Source organism: Carnobacterium sp. GW821-FHT04C06 (assembly GCF_059420345.1).
Genome location: NZ_JBWKTN010000002.1, coordinates 309,120 through 325,388 on the forward strand (window position 1 = coordinate 309,120; position 16,269 = coordinate 325,388).

Here is a 16,269-nt window from a genome sequence, read left to right on the forward strand (position 1 = left end):
ATGTTAAACTAAGAGCGTTCTGAAAAAAATTCAGAGCGCTCTTTTCAAAAGTATTTGATGAAAATGAAATTATTCTCTTAAAAGGTAGGAAATTAAATGAGCTATTTTAGAAAGAAAGAAATTGATCCAACTGTTCACCAACAGTCCAAGCTAAAAAAAGAATTAAAAACGTTTGATCTGATTTTGCTAGGGTTAGGTGCGATGGTTGGGACAGGTATTTTTGTTATTACGGGAACAGCAGCAGCTAAATATGCAGGACCATCTTTAATTATTTCGTTTGTGATTGCGGCTTTTTCATGTGCACTTTCTGCATTGTGTTACGCCGAATTTGCTTCAAGAGTACCGATTGCAGGTGGAGCTTATTCTTATGCGTACACCATCTTTGGTGAATTGGTAGGCTGGATGACGGGATGGCTTGTACTATGTGAATATTTATTAGCAAATGCATCCGTTGCTTCTGGTTGGTCTGGGTACGTTCATGGTTTTTTAGAAGGTTTAGGTATTCCTTTTCCAACAGCATTGACTGCGTCGTATAATTCTGAAAAAGGAACCTATGTAGATATTATTGCTGTACTGATTACGTTAGTTGTCATGTATTTAGTGATGCAAGGAGCCAAGAAGGCCTTACGTTTAAACAATGTGATGGTAGCAGTAAAATTTGGTTTAATTGTTTTATTTTTAGTTGTTGGTATTTTTTACGTGAAGCCAGAAAATTGGACGCCTTTTGCACCGTTCCAATTTAAAGGAATTGCCACGGGAGCAGCCATTGTTTTCTTTGCTTTTTTAGGCTTTGATGCGGTAAGTATGGCAGCTGAAGAAGTTGAAAATCCGCAACGGGACATTCCAAGAGGGATTATCGGTTCATTAGCAATTGCGACGATTCTCTATATTGTTGTGACACTTGTTTTAACCGGAATGGTTCCTTATTTACAATTAGATGTTAAAGATCCAGTGGCTTTTGCAGTTCGTTTTATTGGACATGATTTAATTGCAGGAGTTATTTCAGTGGGCGCTATTTTGACGTTGTTAACAGTATTAATTTCAATGATGTACGGTTTAACCCGAATGATTTATGCAATTGGTCGTGATGGTTTATTGCCAAAAACATTAAGTAAAGTTGATAGTAAAACAAAGACGCCAAAAAATGCGACGATTTTAATCGGAATTGTCTCAGCTGTTTTAGCAGGAGTGATTCCTTTGGAACAATTAGCCCAGTTGACGAATATTGTGACGTTGATGGCATTTGCAATAATGGCAGCAGGAATTATTAAACTTAGAAAAGACTACGGTCAACCGTTAGTCAATGAATTTAAAGTTCCATTTGTCCCAGTATTTCCAATTATTTCAATGGCTGTTTGTTTTTACTTAATGATTCAATTAGAAGTTAAAACGTGGATTGCCTTTATTATTTGGTTGGTTGTCGGTTTCTGTATTTATGTTTTATATGGCTATAAGCACAGTGAACTTGGTAAGATGAATAAAAAATAAGGATATGAATAAAATCGTTAAAGAAGAGTCTTTTCTTTAGCGGTTTTTTGTGTTTATATAATGATTTTTTTTATGGTAAACTACAATAGAAGAAACTAACAATAAGAGGGTGACAAGATGGCTTTTGTGAAAATGAAAGATGAATATAAACGTTATCAAATGGGGGACAGTGTCATTACCGCAAATGATGGCATTAATTTTGAAATTGAAAAAGGCGAGTTTGCCGTTATTTTAGGACCAAGTGGTGCTGGGAAATCAACTGTATTGAATATTCTTGGTGGAATGGATAGCGCAGATGAAGGACAAGTATTCGTTGATAATGTCGACATTGCCACCTTTACTAAAAAGCAGCTAACGACTTATCGTCGAAATGAAATAGGTTTTGTATTTCAATTTTATAATTTAGTCCCTAATTTAACGACCAAAGAGAATGTTGAATTGGCAAGTCAAATTTCTCCTCGTGCAATGGATGCAACGGAAGTTTTGCAACAAGTCGGTTTAGGGGAACGGTTAAATAATTTTCCAGCTCAACTTTCGGGAGGCGAACAACAACGTGTTGCGATTGCTAGAGCATTAGCTAAGCAACCTAAATTATTGCTCTGTGATGAGCCAACAGGAGCCTTGGATTATGAAACGGGGAAACAGGTATTAAAGCTCTTACAAGATACCTGTATCAACACAGGAACAACCGTCATTGTGATTACGCATAATTCTGCAATTGCTCCAATGGCAGATCGAGTGATTGAAATCAATAATGCGAAAGTTCGAAGTGTCAAAATTAACGAAAATCCAGTGTCTGTTGCAGACATTGAATGGTAGAAGGGCAGTGAGAAGATGAAAAAAACAGCACTTCTAAAAGATATTTTTCGTGAAATATGGCATACAAAGGCGCGTTTTTTATCTATTTTTGCCATCATAACGCTTGGCGTTGGTTTCTTTTCAGGTATCAAGGCTACAGGACCGAATATGATCGATACTGCGGACCATTATTTTAAAGAAAAAAATCTAATGGATGTCAAAGTTGTTTCTACCTATGGATTGAATAATGAGGATTTAACCTTACTCAAAAGTATAAAAGGTGCAGAGGTAGCAGGAGGCTACAGCCAAGATGTCTTTTTAGGAAACACAGGAATCGTGACGAAGGTGATGTCCTTACCAGAAAAAACGACAATGAATGATTACCGAGTAATGAAAGGCCGTTTACCAGTAAAAAAAGGTGAAATAGCATTAGATTATACTGAAAAAATGCAGCAGACGTTTAAAATTGGCGACAAGGTCAGTTTGACTTCAGAAGGAGATAAAACCAATTTAAATAGTGTCTTTAAGACGGTTGACTATCAAGTTGTCGGGTTTGTAAACAGTCCTCAATATATTGAAACTTTTCAACGAGGTAGTAGTACGATTGGGAAAGGAACAGCAGATGCTTTTGCTGTTATTCCAGAATCAGACTTTAAATCGGATCTTTATACAGAAGCTTATTTGACCTTTGATACTACCAAAAAATTAGCGGCTTATTCTAAAGAATATGAAGATCAGATTGACAAAGAAATCAAAGCTGTTGAAAAGAAAATTAACCAACGTCCTGAAGAAAGACTAGCAGAACTTAAACAAACTGGCGCAGAAAAAATAACTGATGGAACCACTAAAATCACAGAAGCAAAACAACAATTAGCAGATGGTCAAAAACAACTTGATGAAGCAAAAGCAAAGCTAGTTAGCGGGGAGTCAGACTATCAAACAGGACTAGAAACGTTTCAGTCTGAGATAGCAAAAGGCGAAGCAACGCTAACTGAAAATCAAGCAAAGCTTACTTCAAGTCAAGCAGAGCTTGAAGCAAATGAAACTCAATTAAATGAAGGGAAAAAACAGCTTGCGGCTGCCCAACAAGAATTAGCAACGAAAAAAGCAACGGCGATTGAAAGCATCAATCAAGGTCAGAACCTTGTCACATCTATCCGAGACAGTTTAAAAGTACCCATTGCCTTAGTTCCAGAAGCAACCAAAACTACTTTAATCACTAGTAGTACACAAGTAGATAAACAGTTGGGAGAACTAATTGCTGCCTACTTTGCAGGTGCAGTATCAGCTCAAGAGGTGACGGTCTCTCTTGATACAATAGAAGTAAAATTAAGCGCTAGTCAAACAGAATTAGACCAAGCAGAGTCTGCGTTAAATCAAAAAGCGACAGAATTAGCGAATGGAGAAACGGCTCTTCTTAATGGAAAAACACAACTTGACGCTGGAAGAAGGGCTTTATCAGAAGGTCAACAAAAATTAGCTTCTGAAAAAGCGACGGGTGAAAAAAAATTAGCCGAGGTAAGAAATCAACTAGATGAAGGAAATAAAGAATACGAGTCAGCTAAAGCTGAATTTGATCAAAAAAAACAACAAGGAGAAGCTGAAATAGCCAAAGGCGAACAAGAGTTAGCAGAAGCAAAAGAGCAGTTAACCACGTTAAAAAAACCTGAATATTTTGTGATGGATCGGACTTCAAATCCTGGCTACGAAGAATTTAGTGATAATGCCAATCGAATTTCAGCCATTGCACAAGTCTTTCCAGTCTTTTTCTTTTTGATTGCTGCCTTAGTGAGTTTAACGACGATGACTCGAATGGTTGAGGAGCAACGACTTCAAATTGGAACGTTAAAGGCACTAGGCTATACAAGTTTTGATATTTCTAAAAAATTCCTGATTTATGCCTTATTAGCAAGTGGTAGCGCGAGTTTGATTGGATTATTTATTGGTTATCAACTCTTTCCAACAATTATTTTTAATGCGTATGGGGCCCTTTATAACTTACCGGCTATTCGAATTACCTATTATCTAAGCTACGGAATTCTGTCGTTAGTAGTTGCACTATTTTGTACCGTATTGCCTGCTTTAATCGCCACCAGAGTTGAATTAATGAGCAACCCTGCAGCTTTAATGCGTCCTAAAGCACCTAAAAATGGCAAGAGAATTTTGTTAGAGCGCATAACCTTTCTTTGGGATCGTTTTAATTTTATTGAAAAAGTAACCGCTCGAAATTTATTTAGATACAAACAACGAATGCTGATGACGGTTTTAGGTGTGGCAGGTTGTACGGCTTTAATTTTAACTGGATTTGGTTTAAAGGATTCAATTGCGGATATTGCAGGATTACAGTACGGTAAAATTATGAAATACCAAGCAATTGTTGCTTTTAATCCAGATGCTAAACAAGCAGATAAAGAAAAATACAATCAGTTAATTACAGATACTAAAGAAATTAAACATCAATTAGCAGTTAATCAAGAAAATTTTAAAATGGAAAAACAAGGAGTCAATACACAAGAAGTGACGCTGTTTACTCCAGAAAAAACAACAAATTTCGATCAGTTCGTCCTTTTGAATAATCGTAAAACAAAAGCCAAAGAAGAAATTTCTAAGCAGGGTGGCGTGATTACTGAAAAGCTTGCAAAATTATTTGATTTAAAAGTAGGCGACAAACTCTCTATTAAGGATACAAACAATAAAACCTATTCTTTGAAGGTTACTGGCATTACTGAAAATTATGCAGGCCATATGATTTATATTAGTCCCACTTATTATCAGAAACTCTTTAAAAAAGAACCTCTCTATAATACTGAACTATTAAATTATAAAGCGAATCAAAAATGGGAAGATCAATTTGGCACTCGATTAACGGAGAATGGAAGTGTCGCACGAGTAACCTTTGTTGACCGTGTGGGCAGCTCCTTTAAAGACACCATGTCCAGCTTAAATATTGTGACTCTGGTATTGATTATCTCTGCGGCAGCACTTGCTTTTATTGTGTTATATAATTTAACCAATATCAATGTCTCAGAACGAATTAGAGAACTTTCAACAATCAAAGTTCTCGGGTTTTACGATGGGGAAGTTACGATGTATATCTATCGCGAAAACATTATCTTAACCATGATGGGAATTGTGACAGGATCCTTTTTAGGCATCTTCCTTCATGGATTTGTGCTACAAACCGCAGAAGTTGATATGATGATGTTTAGCCCAACCATAAAAGTGTTAAGCTACGTCTATTCGGCAGCTTTAACATTCCTATTCTCTGGAATTGTGATGTGGGCAATGCATTTGAAATTAAAACATATTGATATGATTGAAGCCTTAAAATCAGTCGATTAAAAATTTAAAAGGGTTATTAGAACAACTTTGTTTTAATAACCCTTTTTTTCACGTTAATGTTATTCCTTATATTGTTATTTTAACGAAAATGATATCTTTCTCATAAAAAGATTGATACAATATTTAATATAGAGGGGATGTGAAAAAAATGTTGTGGGGATATAGTTTGGAAACTATTTATTTTTACGTATTAATTGTAACCGCATTATTAGCCGTGGTTAGTTTTTTTATTGGAGACATTATCAATTTTGATGGCCCTATTGATCCGGTTTTAATTGTTCCTTGGTTTGCATTTATCGCTTTGTTTGGTTATTTAGGAGAAGCACATACTGAATTTCATAGTGGACTCATCATACTTACCAGTGGGATCCTTGCTTCTATTATTATTTTTTTACTGAATTTCTATTTAATTGTTCCATTAAGAAAATCTGATGCAACTCTTTCTTCATCTGAAAAGGACTTAGAAGGTCGAGTGGGAACGGTGATTACACCGATTCCACTAAAAGGGATGGGCGAAATCAGCATTAAAAGCGTCACTGGTTCGATCACAAAGCCGGCAAGCTTGTATCAACCTCTTTCGGAAATTAAGGCAGGAGAAAAAATATTGGTGATTGAGATTAACAATCGAGTTGCCTACGTGATGCCGTACGAAGAAAATTTTTAAGCGTGAATAAAATTGAAAGATGAAAAGGATGGGGAAAAATGTCAATTATAGTAATTGGAATATGTGGTTTTGTTGTGTTAATGTGTTTGCTAGTTTTTATTTCAAAATACCAAACAGCAAATCCAGATGAAGCATTAATTGTCAGTGGAAGTTATTTAGGTTCAAAAAATGTCTTTAAAGACGATGCTGGCAATAAAATTAAAATTGTTCGTGGTGGCGGTACGTTTGTGATGCCCGTTTTTCAACGATCAAATCGTTTAAGCTTATTATCAAGTAAATTAGATGTTTCAACACCAGAAGTCTATACAGAACAAGGCGTTCCAGTTATGGCAGATGGAACATCGATCATTAAAATTGGTTCCTCTGTTGAAGAAATCGCAACAGCAGCAGAGCAATTTTTAAGTAAATCTCGTGAAGAGCTAGAAAATGAAGCAAGAGAAGTCTTAGAAGGACATCTACGCTCAATCTTAGGTTCAATGACAGTCGAAGAAATCTATCAAAACCGTGATAAATTTAGCCAAAGTGTTCAAGAAGTTGCCAGCGTTGATTTGGCAAAAATGGGCTTAGTTATCGTTTCATTTACCATCAAAGAAGTACGGGATAAAAATGGCTATTTAGATTCACTTGGAAAACCAAGAATTGCGCAAGTGAAACGAGATGCGGATATTGCCATTGCCGAAGCAGACAAAGAAACACGTATCAAACGTGCGGAAGCTGAAAAAAATTCTAAGAAATCAGAATTAGAACGTGAAACAGAAGTCGCCGAAGCATTAAAAGAAAAAGAATTGAAATTGGCAGCGTACAAACAAGAGCAAGATATTGCCAAAGCGAAAGCCGATCAAGCCTATGGGTTAGAAAGTGCAAAAGCACAACAAGAAGTAACGGAACAAGAAATGCAAGTAAAAATCATTGAGCGTCAAAAACAAATTGAATTAGAAGAAAAAGAAATCACTCGTCGTGAAAAACAATATGACTCAGAAGTGAAGAAAAAGGCGGATGCAGATCGTTACGCACAAGAGCAAGATGCACTTGCAAATAAAGCTAAAGAAGTAGCTGAAGCCGAAGCGGATCAATTCCGTGTAGAAGCAATGGCAACAGCCAATGCAAACCAAGTCCGCTTAGAAGGACAAGCCTTAGCCGAAGCTATTTTAGCTAAAGGTCAAGCCGAAGCCGAAGCAAAACAAAAAATTGCTGAAGCCTTCAAGGAATATGGCGAAGCAGCAATTCTTTCAATGGTTGTTGAAATGCTACCAAGCATGGTGAAAGAAGCTGCACAACCAATGGCAAATATCGAAAAAATTACTGTAATTGACAACGGACAAGGTGAAGGCAGTGGTGCAGGAGCCAATCGTGTGTCAAATTATGCTACCAATCTTTTAGCGACAACTCAAGAAACCTTAAAAGAAACAACAGGATTGGACGTTAAAGAATTAATTGAAAAATTTGTTTCAAAAGCGCCACAAACAATCCATCAGGATATTCATCAAGATAAATAAACCAATAAAAAACCAAGAAACTAATCAGTTTCTTGGTTTTTTTCTTCGTTTTCTTTTTTAGTTAACAAAACATTCAGTTCATTTTCTTCTGTTTGAATGTCAGAAAGTTCTTCTTTAAGATCAGCTACTTCTTCATGAGCAGGGACCTTAATTAAGTGATTGACAGCAACGGCGACAAATGTACCAATAAAGGTATCAAATACACGCTCTAAGGCATAAATAATGGTTTCATTAGGTGGAATCGAAAAATAAATAATTAATAAAGTAGCAATAGCCCCAATGATTCCAGAGTTATAATTGATACCATCGCAAATGACAATAATCAACATAACAGCTACTGGAACACCAATGACTTCAAGAATAAACAAGTTACCAGACGAACGATAAAGTAAAATAAACAAAGCAGCCAATAAAGCGCCAAGTGTATTCCCTAAAATCCGCGATTTCCCAAATTTTACAGTTGTTTCCATATCTTGTCTTAATGCAAACACAGCAGAAAGCGAAGCAATCATTGCTGTTCCGCGACCACTATAATGAAATAATAGGATGCAAACGGCAACAGCAATTCCTGTTTTAATTGTTCTCATTCCTAATCTGAAATTTCCAAGTTCCATCAATTCATCACACTTTCACCTATAAATTTATCACTCAACAGCCTTATCTAAAGCGTTCATACTCGCATTTCCAGAACTTAAATCAGCAGTAAGAACTTCTAATTGTTGGAATAAAGCGCCATGTGCTAAATTGATTTTACTTAAATAAGTAGCAATGTCTTCTTGACTCAAGTCAGCTTTGTATTTTTTATAAAAAGTTTCTTCGCTTTCTTTAGCTTCTGTTGCATAATGAGCGAATGCTTCATAGGTTTTATTTAATTGTGTTAAGGTAGCAATTGCTTGGGTTACATCCTCTTTAGGCAAATCCACTGCATTTTTTTGTTGATAATCTTCTAAGGTTTGAATCGTTTTTTGAATGTTTAACATTTCGTCTTGAACGATAGTCAGCTCTTTTTGACGCGCTTTGAAATTTTTCCCAACTGCGCCTTTTTGTTTAGAAATCAAACTTTCAGAATGTGAGCTTTTCAAGTCTTTCGCCAAAGCGTCCATCATCTCATCTTCTAAAGTCTCAAATTTCTCTAAAGAAGTGTCAACTTTTTTTAGACTAGCTAAGTTTTGTTGAGCGATTTCTTGTGTACCCGCCCGTTCCTGAGAATGACCACAAGCTCCAAGAATGACAAGTAAGCAGCCTGTTATCAAGATCGTTAGTGTTTTATTTTTCATAAGAAATCCCCTTTAACACGTTAAATTTTATAGTACTAATAATATAGTAAAATCAGATAATTGCAAGTTCACAAAAAAGACTATAAGAATAAATGGAAATCATGGTATGATAAAAGAAAAATGCAGGAGTGAAGCCATGAAAATTGGATTGCGTACAATTAAAACAGCCTTAGGAGCTGCTATTGCGATTTTTATTGCAGATTACTTAAAGTTAGACTATGCCGTTTCAGCCGGAGTGATAACGATATTAAGTGTTCAAAACACAAAGAAAAAATCCATTACTTTAGCAGGACAACGCTTCTTATCAACCGCATTAGCCATTGCCATCGCTATTTTCTTCTTTTTAATAATTGGATTTAATCCAGTATCATTTGGCCTTTATTTATTAATTTTTATTCCAATAGCTTCAAAACTTCAATTAACAGACGGTATTGTCGTTAGCTCAGTTCTCGTTACACATCTCTTGATAGAAGAAAGTGCTTCTTTTCACTGGGTTTTAAATTGTTTTTTATTAATGTTTGTTGGAGTAGGAACAGCAATTGTATTGAACCTATACATGCCTTCTAGTGAAAAAAAATTAAAAGAATTGCAATTGATGATTGAAAAAGACATGAAATTGGTACTCTTGGACTTTTCAAAAGCCTTAAAACACGTTACGGAACCTCATCAATTAGACGCTTCTTTGCAAGAATTGAATGTTACAGTATTAAAAGCAGAAAAATTAGCCATGGAACAATTTAATAATCGACTGTTTGATCAATCCTATTACTACATTAAATATTTCGATATGCGAAAAATGCAATTGTATGTCTTAAAACAAATCAAAGTAGACATTACCTTGTGTCAGTTGCCAACGGAGCAAAATAAGAAACTAGCAGAAATTTTTGTGGCTACAGCAGAAAGTCTTCATGAAGACAATCCTGTCATCGAGTTATTAGAAGAAATCAAAGCGCTATTTGATTATTTTAGAAATAGCCCGTTGCCAACGACGCGACCTGAATTTGAAAATCGTGCGATGTTGTTTCAAATGCTGAATGACTTTAACTATTTTATTGAAATAAAAAAAGTATTTTATGAAGAATTTCGAACGGAAAGACAGCTTACACAAGAAGAATAAAGAGGGAAGGGACTTATAAAGTTAATTTCTAAGAGGTTACAAAAAATTAAATCGTCTTTGCAAGTCAGTAAAGAGGTTGGGACAGAAGTATTTGACTCCGATAAAATAAGAGGAAATTCACAAAGATTGATCTTCAATTTTTTATGAATTTCAAGTTATTTAAGAAGGAGTCACTTCTGCTCCAACCTTATATTTGGATTACATATCGCGAAGACGTGACTAGAAGAGGTAATTATGTCACGGTATGTTTCTAATGTAGTAAATAGTGATCATTAATGATTCATTTCGTTTATAAGCTTTTTTAATTGTACCTTATTGATTAGATAGCCCTTGTCTTCTTTGATCAAATAACCTTCTTCCGTCAGTTTTTTTAAGACATGTGTATAGTGCCTATAACTAACGCCAAGGTATTCTGCAATTTCAACGTGTTTTTCATGGTAAATGCCATTCATTTCAGCTTGTAAAATAATTTCTGCCAGCCGATATTTTAATTCATAGGATTGATTTCTAGAAAAATGCTCTACACGAATAAGGAGTTTTTCTCCGATGTATTTGGCTATTTTCTTGAAAAAAAGCCCCTCTGATTTTTGAATTTCCTTCAATGGTATAGCCAAACAAACTGTATTACCTATCGCTAATACATCCTTAGGTACCTTCTCTGCTCCAACTACTGTTAAATCTCCAATAAAATCTCCAATTGTTAAAAATTGAAGCAAGTTTCTTTTCCCATTTTCGTGAGTAATATAAATTTTTGCTCTGCCTTGCAGTAAAAAGAAAAGCTGGTCTAACGGTTTCGTTGCTTGCGTAATATATTCATTATTTTTATATTCTCTGATTTTAGCCATGTCTAGCATCTGATTTGAAAAATAGCGCTGTAAGCTTTCAAAATCAGTCATGTTTAGTCCTGAATAAACTTGTAAACTAGTTTCCTTCATTTTTCCACCTCAATAATAGGAGATATCTCCTATTATCATAGCATACTTATCGTTTATACTGAATAGGTAAGCCAAAAGGATTAAAGGAGTGTTTCTCATGAATAACATCATTAAAACGTTTGCTTTTTATATCTTAAGTGCTTTTGGTATCAGTCTAACCATTAAAGCCAGTATTGGGGTAAGCAGCTTCAACTCCATGAATGTCGCATTAGCTGAAGTCTTTTCTATTAAAGTTGGTACGATTACAACCGCGACCAATTTAGGGTTCCTTTTATTGTGCCTTCTGCTTTCTAAGAAAAATATTTTAAAAGACTATCTGCTCATGTTTAGCGCACTTATTTGCTTTGGCATCGTCATTAATTTTTTCCTCTATGATATTCTTGCTAGCTTTACCCTTAATACTTACTTCTTAAATGTTGGTCTCTTTATTCTAGGTACAGTTATTGCTGGTTTTGGAACGGGACAAGTATTAGCGATTGGTGTTCTTAAATTTCCAATCGAAAAATTTTGCGAATTAATGGCTACTAAAACTGTGCATTCATTTGCTTGGTATCGTTATGGGCTTGATATTTTTTTTGTACTCACTTCACTCACACTATCATTTTTATTTCATTTTCCAATTTTAATTAGAGAAGGAACCTTAATAAGTTTGTTGCTATTATCTGGCATCATTTCTTGGTCAAAAAACTTAAGCTTAAACAACAAAAAAGAGATTGAATCAGAAGTGTAGTGACCCCAAAAGTTAGAACAAATAGAAAAATTAATTGGCGGACTGAAGTCGGTATTGTACTGGATTTAGCCTAGCCAATTTTTCTTAAAAAGAATTAAAATTTTTTTATAAATTCTATAGCTAGCTCTATTTTAAGAACGATTAATTTTCATACATAGTAGCTAATTCATTCACTCTACGCTTCATTTCTGTGCGAATATGTTGTGGCTCTAAACATTCGCATTTATTTCCAAAGCTGAAAAGAATAGTGTAGTAATAGTCGTTTTCGATGAAAGGAAAATCAACAATATAATGCTCATCCCCGTCTGGTGCAAATTGTTCATAAGCACAAAAATCAAGCACTTTGTCCATAACGGATTGATGAATCCGAATCTGGATAGTTTCTACCATTGTTGCCACCTCATTAGTAAAATCTAACTGAGGTTTTTCAAAATCGCGTGGTGTAAAAAAAGTATCTTCTAGTTGTAAATTAGACATCCGAAACAATCTGAATAAGCGGAAATCATTTCGTTTCAGGCAATACCCATGCACATACCAATGGCTATTTTTCATTACCAATTGATAAGGCTCCACTGAACGAGTAGTTTTATTTCCATAGCGATCTGCATAGTCAAAGGATAGATTATTTTTTTCATGTAAAGCTTTTTTGATCATTTCTAAATAATTTTGTGCATCTCTGCCACCCATCCATGGACTTAAGTCTATATAAATTTGGTTTGCTTTTAGTTCAATATCTTTTGCGCTGTTAGCAGGAATAAAACTTTTTACTTTTGCAAGTGCATTTGACAGTTCCTTACTTTGCATCATATTAGAAATATTGGAAAGCCCCATTAAAATAGCAGAAAGATCATTAGTTGAAAATGTTTTTCGATCAATCTTATAATTTGGCATAATCTCAATACCGCCTCCCACACCGGATATCGATCGAACAGGAATACCAGCCATGTTTATAGCATCTATGTCACGATAAATAGTGCGAAGAGAAACTTCAAACCTATCCGCTAATGTTTGTGCACTAATGCGTTCCTTATCGAGGAGAACCATAATAATACTAATAAGTCTTTCAACTTTCATCTAAAGAAGCATCTCCTAACTGATTTTTTAATTAGTGTATATTGTTGACATCCTGATGTCAACAATAGCTTGATATACTAAGGAAGTAAAGGAAGGAGGGGAAGTTCATAAAAAATGATTATTAGTCGATTATCTTCCAATAGCAAAAAGGAAAGATTTTTTCAATAAAGATAGAAACGATTGTTGCTTAAATATCTTGTTTATTTAAGCCTAGTTTTATCTTAAGAACAGGCATTAGCAACAAATTAAATTTGGAGGGGATTTTTATGGCTACAGTTTATATTTATGTTTTGGATACATTAGCAGATTGGGAATTGGGGTATGTTACTTCAGAGTTAAATTCAGGTCGCTTTTTTAAAGAGGGCGAGCAACGACTATCGCTTAGGATGGTTAGTTATTCTAAGGAAACCATTCATACAATGGGGGGACTTGCAATAGAGCCAAATTATCTAATTGAGGATATTGAAGTGAGTGAAACGACTGTGCTATTATTACCAGGCGCAGAAACATGGAGTGATCCAAAACATGGCGCCATTATCGAAAAAACAAAGGAACTTCTAAAAGTAGGTGCAACTGTGTGTGCTATTTGCGGTGCTACTGCTGCCCTTGCAAATGCGGGTCTATTGAATAATCGTCCTCATACAAGTAATGGATTGGAATTTCTTGAAATGGTTTCTCATGGCTATAAAGGACAAGGCTTTTATATAGAAACCCCTTCTGTAGTGGATAACAATCTAATAACGGCAAGTTCCACTGGCGCTTTGTTATGGACAAAACAAATTATTGAACATATAGGGGTTTTTCAGTCCAGTACATTAGAATTTTGGTATGACTATTTTAGTACGGGCAATCCTAAAGACTTCTTTGCTCTCATGGAGACATTACCAGCTAACCATGAAAAATTAAGGTAAACAAAGATGTAGTCGTTTAGTAGTAGAGAGCGTCCTTTTAAAATACTTCTTAAAAAGCCAATCATTTTGTTACTTTTTAAGAAGTTTATTTTATCGAAATTTTTCAAAAATAAATAAATACGAAAATTCTATACAAAACAAATTATTAAAAGATTAGTACCCTAAGGTTAAAAAGAATCTTTTCTTTTTTTATACAGAAAACTATTGCTTAAATTGTCAGAATATTCTATACTGTCTAACAAGGAGATTAATTGTCAGAATATTTAAATAATTAAACCTGAATAGAAGCACATTGGGAGGAAAAGATATGAAAAGATTCGTTGCAAGTTTAGCAGTATTGGCATTGTTTGCTACAGGATGTGGTGCTGGGGGCGCTGCAAAAGATTCAGACACCATCAAAATTGGAGCAAACTTTGAATTATCAGGGGAAGTTTCAGCTTATGGAACAGCAGAATATCAAGGAGCAAAACTAGCTGTTGATGAGATTAACAAATCCGGTGGCGTTTTAGGAAAAAAATTAGAATTAGTCAAATTAGATAATAAATCAGAACCAACTGAATCAGCAAGTGTAGCGACCAAATTAGCCACGAAAGAAAAAGTAGTGGCAATTGTTGGCCCGGCAACATCAGGAAATGTAAAAGCAGCAACTCCAAGTGTCACAAAAGCAAAAGTTCCATTAGTTACCCCTTCAGGGACAGATGACTCTGTCACAGTTGAAAAAGGACGTCTTCAAGAATACATTTACCGTGTTTGCTTCCAAGATTCTTTCCAAGGTGTAACCTTAGCGAATTATGCTAACAAAGATTTGGGCGCCAAAAAAGCCGTCATTATTGGGGATAGCTCAAGTGATTATGCAAAAGGATTGACTAAAAGTTTTGAAAAAAGCTTCAAAGGAGAGATTGTTGCAAAAGAAAGTTTTACAACAGGAGATAAAGATTTTAAAGCTATTTTAACAAAAATCAAGGACAAAGATTTTGATGTCCTATATATGCCTTCATACTATGAAGAAGCAGGATTAATTATCAAACAAGCTCGTGAATTAGGCATTCAACAACCTATTCTTGGAGCAGATGGTTTTGGAAATGAAAAATTAGTTGATTTAGCATTGCCTGAAAATTTAAACAATATCTATTATACGGCACATTATTCGGATCAAAGTACAGATAAAAAAGTCCAAGATTTCGTAGCGGCTTTTAAAAAGGAAAACAAAAAAACACCTGATGCGTTTTCAGCACTTTCATACGATTCTGTATACATGATTGCAAAAGCAATTGAAAATGGAAAAGAAGCAACACCAGAAAAAGTAAATGATGCTCTTGGTAAAATAAAAGATTTTGAAGGCATTACAGGGAAAATTACAATGGATAAAGAACACAATCCAGTAAAATCAACCCTTGTAATCAAGCTTGAAAATGGGAAAGAAGTTAGCAACACAGTAGTAAATCCTTAATCCAAGTAAAAAGGTGACTAGGTGTAACGCTTGCCTAGCGCCTTTTTGATTTAAAAATGGCAAAGATTTCTTTGCAAACTAATGAATAGTGAGGTGTCAAATGGATAACTTAATTCAACAACTAATAAACGGACTGTCCTTAGGCAGTATTTATGCATTGATCGCGCTAGGCTATACAATGGTTTATGGCATTATCAAATTAATCAACTTTGCTCATGGTGAAATCTACATGGTTGGCTCTTACGTGGGATATACTGTTATTCGTAATTTTAATCTTGGACTTATTCCAGCTTTACTTTTTTCAATGATTTTTTGTGCAATCTTAGGAGTTATAATTGAACGTGTAGCCTATAAACCTTTACGAAAGGCAACCAGAGTAGCGGCTTTGATTACCGCAATTGGTGTGTCCTTCTTATTGCAGTACACAGTGCTGCTGATTATGGGACCTGAAGTTCGGGCGTTCCCTGAGACAATCAAAAATAAAAGTTATGAATTTTGGGGCATTACCATCAATGAACAACAGATTACTATTTTTGTTGTTACCGTTGTTTTGATGTTGGCGTTGCAGTTTATTGTGAAAAAAACCAAAATGGGGAAAGCCATGCGTGCAGTAAGCGTGGATGCAGATGCGGCTAAATTGATGGGAATTAATGTAGACAATACTATTTCATTTACCTTTGCGATTGGTTCCGCATTAGCGGGTGCCGCGGGTGTTTTGGTAGGGATTTATTATAATTCGATTGCGCCAATGATGGGAACAGCACCCGGATTGAAAGCTTTTATCGCAGCTGTTTTAGGTGGAATTGGCATTATTCCAGGAGCGATGTTTGGAGGATTTACTATCGGAATTATTGAAACATTAATTAGCGGATATGGCAATTCAATGATTAAGGATGCAGTAGTTTATGGCATCTTAATTTTAATCTTAGTTGTGAAGCCTTCTGGACTTTTTGGAAAAAATACAAAAGAAAAAGTGTAGGTGATAAA

General features: G+C 35.1%; 14 protein-coding genes. 10 read left to right on the top strand and 4 right to left on the bottom strand.

Features of this window, described 5'->3' with window-relative positions; translation table 11 throughout:
- Positions 1–96 precede the first annotated feature (96 nt).
- The 5 genes from AC07SW_RS04815 (at position 97) to floT (ending at position 7,788) form a co-directional block, all read left to right on the top strand.
- Positions 97–1,488 (top strand): amino acid permease, encoded by a 1,392-nt coding sequence (locus AC07SW_RS04815; RefSeq protein ID WP_034571017.1) that lies wholly within the window; start codon positions 97–99, stop codon positions 1,486–1,488.
- 117 nt (positions 1,489–1,605) lie between these two features.
- Positions 1,606–2,307: an ABC transporter ATP-binding protein gene (locus AC07SW_RS04820; protein WP_034571014.1), complete on the top strand. Its 702-nt coding sequence runs from the start codon at positions 1,606–1,608 to the stop codon at positions 2,305–2,307.
- Positions 2,308–2,322: 15 nt separating this feature from the next.
- Complete coding sequence (locus AC07SW_RS04825; RefSeq protein WP_494632359.1) at positions 2,323–5,628, top strand: FtsX-like permease family protein; 3,306 nt, start codon at positions 2,323–2,325, stop codon at positions 5,626–5,628.
- 148 nt (positions 5,629–5,776) lie between these two features.
- Positions 5,777–6,292 carry an NfeD family protein gene (locus AC07SW_RS04830; protein ID WP_494632408.1) on the top strand — a complete coding sequence of 172 codons (516 nt, stop codon included), beginning with the start codon at positions 5,777–5,779 and terminating at the stop codon, positions 6,290–6,292.
- Positions 6,293–6,330: 38 nt separating this feature from the next.
- Entirely contained in the window at positions 6,331–7,788 is a 1,458-nt protein-coding gene (gene floT / locus AC07SW_RS04835; protein WP_034571005.1) for a flotillin lipid rafts scaffold protein FloT, read from the top strand.
- 20 nt (positions 7,789–7,808) lie between these two features.
- Here floT and AC07SW_RS04840 read toward each other — a convergent pair whose 3' ends face one another.
- Together AC07SW_RS04840 and AC07SW_RS04845 are read right to left on the bottom strand one after the other, a co-directional pair.
- Positions 7,809–8,402, bottom strand: a complete 594-nt coding sequence (locus AC07SW_RS04840; RefSeq protein ID WP_135022593.1) for an FUSC family protein — start codon at positions 8,400–8,402, stop codon at positions 7,809–7,811.
- Positions 8,403–8,432: 30 nt separating this feature from the next.
- Entirely contained in the window at positions 8,433–9,065 is a 633-nt protein-coding gene (locus AC07SW_RS04845) for a YkyA family protein (RefSeq protein ID WP_494632361.1), read from the bottom strand.
- Positions 9,066–9,201: 136 nt separating this feature from the next.
- Between AC07SW_RS04845 and AC07SW_RS04850 the strand changes: the two genes are divergently transcribed.
- On the top strand, positions 9,202–10,182 hold the full coding sequence (locus tag AC07SW_RS04850; RefSeq protein ID WP_034570995.1) for an aromatic acid exporter family protein: 981 nt from the start codon (positions 9,202–9,204) through the stop codon (positions 10,180–10,182).
- A gap of 272 nt (positions 10,183–10,454) precedes the next feature.
- Here AC07SW_RS04850 and yeiL read toward each other — a convergent pair whose 3' ends face one another.
- The gene (gene yeiL, locus AC07SW_RS04855; RefSeq protein WP_494632362.1) at positions 10,455–11,117 is read right to left on the bottom strand and encodes a transcriptional regulator YeiL; all 663 of its coding nucleotides are present in this window, start codon (positions 11,115–11,117) and stop codon (positions 10,455–10,457) included.
- A 97-nt stretch (positions 11,118–11,214) separates the two neighbouring features.
- On the opposite strand from yeiL, the gene AC07SW_RS04860 reads away from it, so the two are divergent.
- The gene (locus tag AC07SW_RS04860) at positions 11,215–11,847 is read left to right on the top strand and encodes a DUF6198 family protein (protein WP_034570989.1); all 633 of its coding nucleotides are present in this window, start codon (positions 11,215–11,217) and stop codon (positions 11,845–11,847) included.
- 141 nt (positions 11,848–11,988) lie between these two features.
- On the opposite strand, the gene AC07SW_RS04865 is transcribed toward AC07SW_RS04860, so the two are convergent.
- Positions 11,989–12,921 (bottom strand): helix-turn-helix transcriptional regulator, encoded by a 933-nt coding sequence (locus AC07SW_RS04865; protein WP_034570986.1) that lies wholly within the window; start codon positions 12,919–12,921, stop codon positions 11,989–11,991.
- 266 nt (positions 12,922–13,187) lie between these two features.
- Between AC07SW_RS04865 and AC07SW_RS04870 the strand changes: the two genes are divergently transcribed.
- From AC07SW_RS04870 to AC07SW_RS04880, 3 genes are all read left to right on the top strand, one after another.
- On the top strand, positions 13,188–13,832 hold the full coding sequence (locus AC07SW_RS04870) for a type 1 glutamine amidotransferase family protein (RefSeq protein ID WP_485402434.1): 645 nt from the start codon (positions 13,188–13,190) through the stop codon (positions 13,830–13,832).
- Between the two features lie 307 nt (positions 13,833–14,139).
- A complete protein-coding gene (locus tag AC07SW_RS04875; RefSeq protein WP_311780050.1) occupies positions 14,140–15,282 on the top strand; it encodes an ABC transporter substrate-binding protein in 1,143 nt (380 codons plus the stop codon).
- Between the two features lie 100 nt (positions 15,283–15,382).
- The gene (locus AC07SW_RS04880) at positions 15,383–16,261 is read left to right on the top strand and encodes a branched-chain amino acid ABC transporter permease (RefSeq protein WP_494632363.1); all 879 of its coding nucleotides are present in this window, start codon (positions 15,383–15,385) and stop codon (positions 16,259–16,261) included.
- The last annotated feature ends 8 nt before the right edge of the window (positions 16,262–16,269 follow it).

Coding starts and splice junctions, on each gene's coding strand:
- AC07SW_RS04880 (WP_494632363.1), top strand. CDS start 15,383: ATGGATAACTTAATTCAACAACTAATAAACGGACTGTCCTTAGGCAGT.
- AC07SW_RS04845 (WP_494632361.1), bottom strand. CDS start 9,065: ATGAAAAATAAAACACTAACGATCTTGATAACAGGCTGCTTACTTGTC.
- AC07SW_RS04875 (WP_311780050.1), top strand. CDS start 14,140: ATGAAAAGATTCGTTGCAAGTTTAGCAGTATTGGCATTGTTTGCTACA.
- AC07SW_RS04870 (WP_485402434.1), top strand. CDS start 13,188: ATGGCTACAGTTTATATTTATGTTTTGGATACATTAGCAGATTGGGAA.
- AC07SW_RS04840 (WP_135022593.1), bottom strand. CDS start 8,402: ATGGAACTTGGAAATTTCAGATTAGGAATGAGAACAATTAAAACAGGA.
- AC07SW_RS04865 (WP_034570986.1), bottom strand. CDS start 12,921: ATGAAAGTTGAAAGACTTATTAGTATTATTATGGTTCTCCTCGATAAG.
- AC07SW_RS04825 (WP_494632359.1), top strand. CDS start 2,323: ATGAAAAAAACAGCACTTCTAAAAGATATTTTTCGTGAAATATGGCAT.
- AC07SW_RS04860 (WP_034570989.1), top strand. CDS start 11,215: ATGAATAACATCATTAAAACGTTTGCTTTTTATATCTTAAGTGCTTTT.
- AC07SW_RS04850 (WP_034570995.1), top strand. CDS start 9,202: ATGAAAATTGGATTGCGTACAATTAAAACAGCCTTAGGAGCTGCTATT.
- AC07SW_RS04830 (WP_494632408.1), top strand. CDS start 5,777: ATGTTGTGGGGATATAGTTTGGAAACTATTTATTTTTACGTATTAATT.
- yeiL (WP_494632362.1), bottom strand. CDS start 11,117: ATGAAGGAAACTAGTTTACAAGTTTATTCAGGACTAAACATGACTGAT.
- floT (WP_034571005.1), top strand. CDS start 6,331: ATGTCAATTATAGTAATTGGAATATGTGGTTTTGTTGTGTTAATGTGT.
- AC07SW_RS04815 (WP_034571017.1), top strand. CDS start 97: ATGAGCTATTTTAGAAAGAAAGAAATTGATCCAACTGTTCACCAACAG.
- AC07SW_RS04820 (WP_034571014.1), top strand. CDS start 1,606: ATGGCTTTTGTGAAAATGAAAGATGAATATAAACGTTATCAAATGGGG.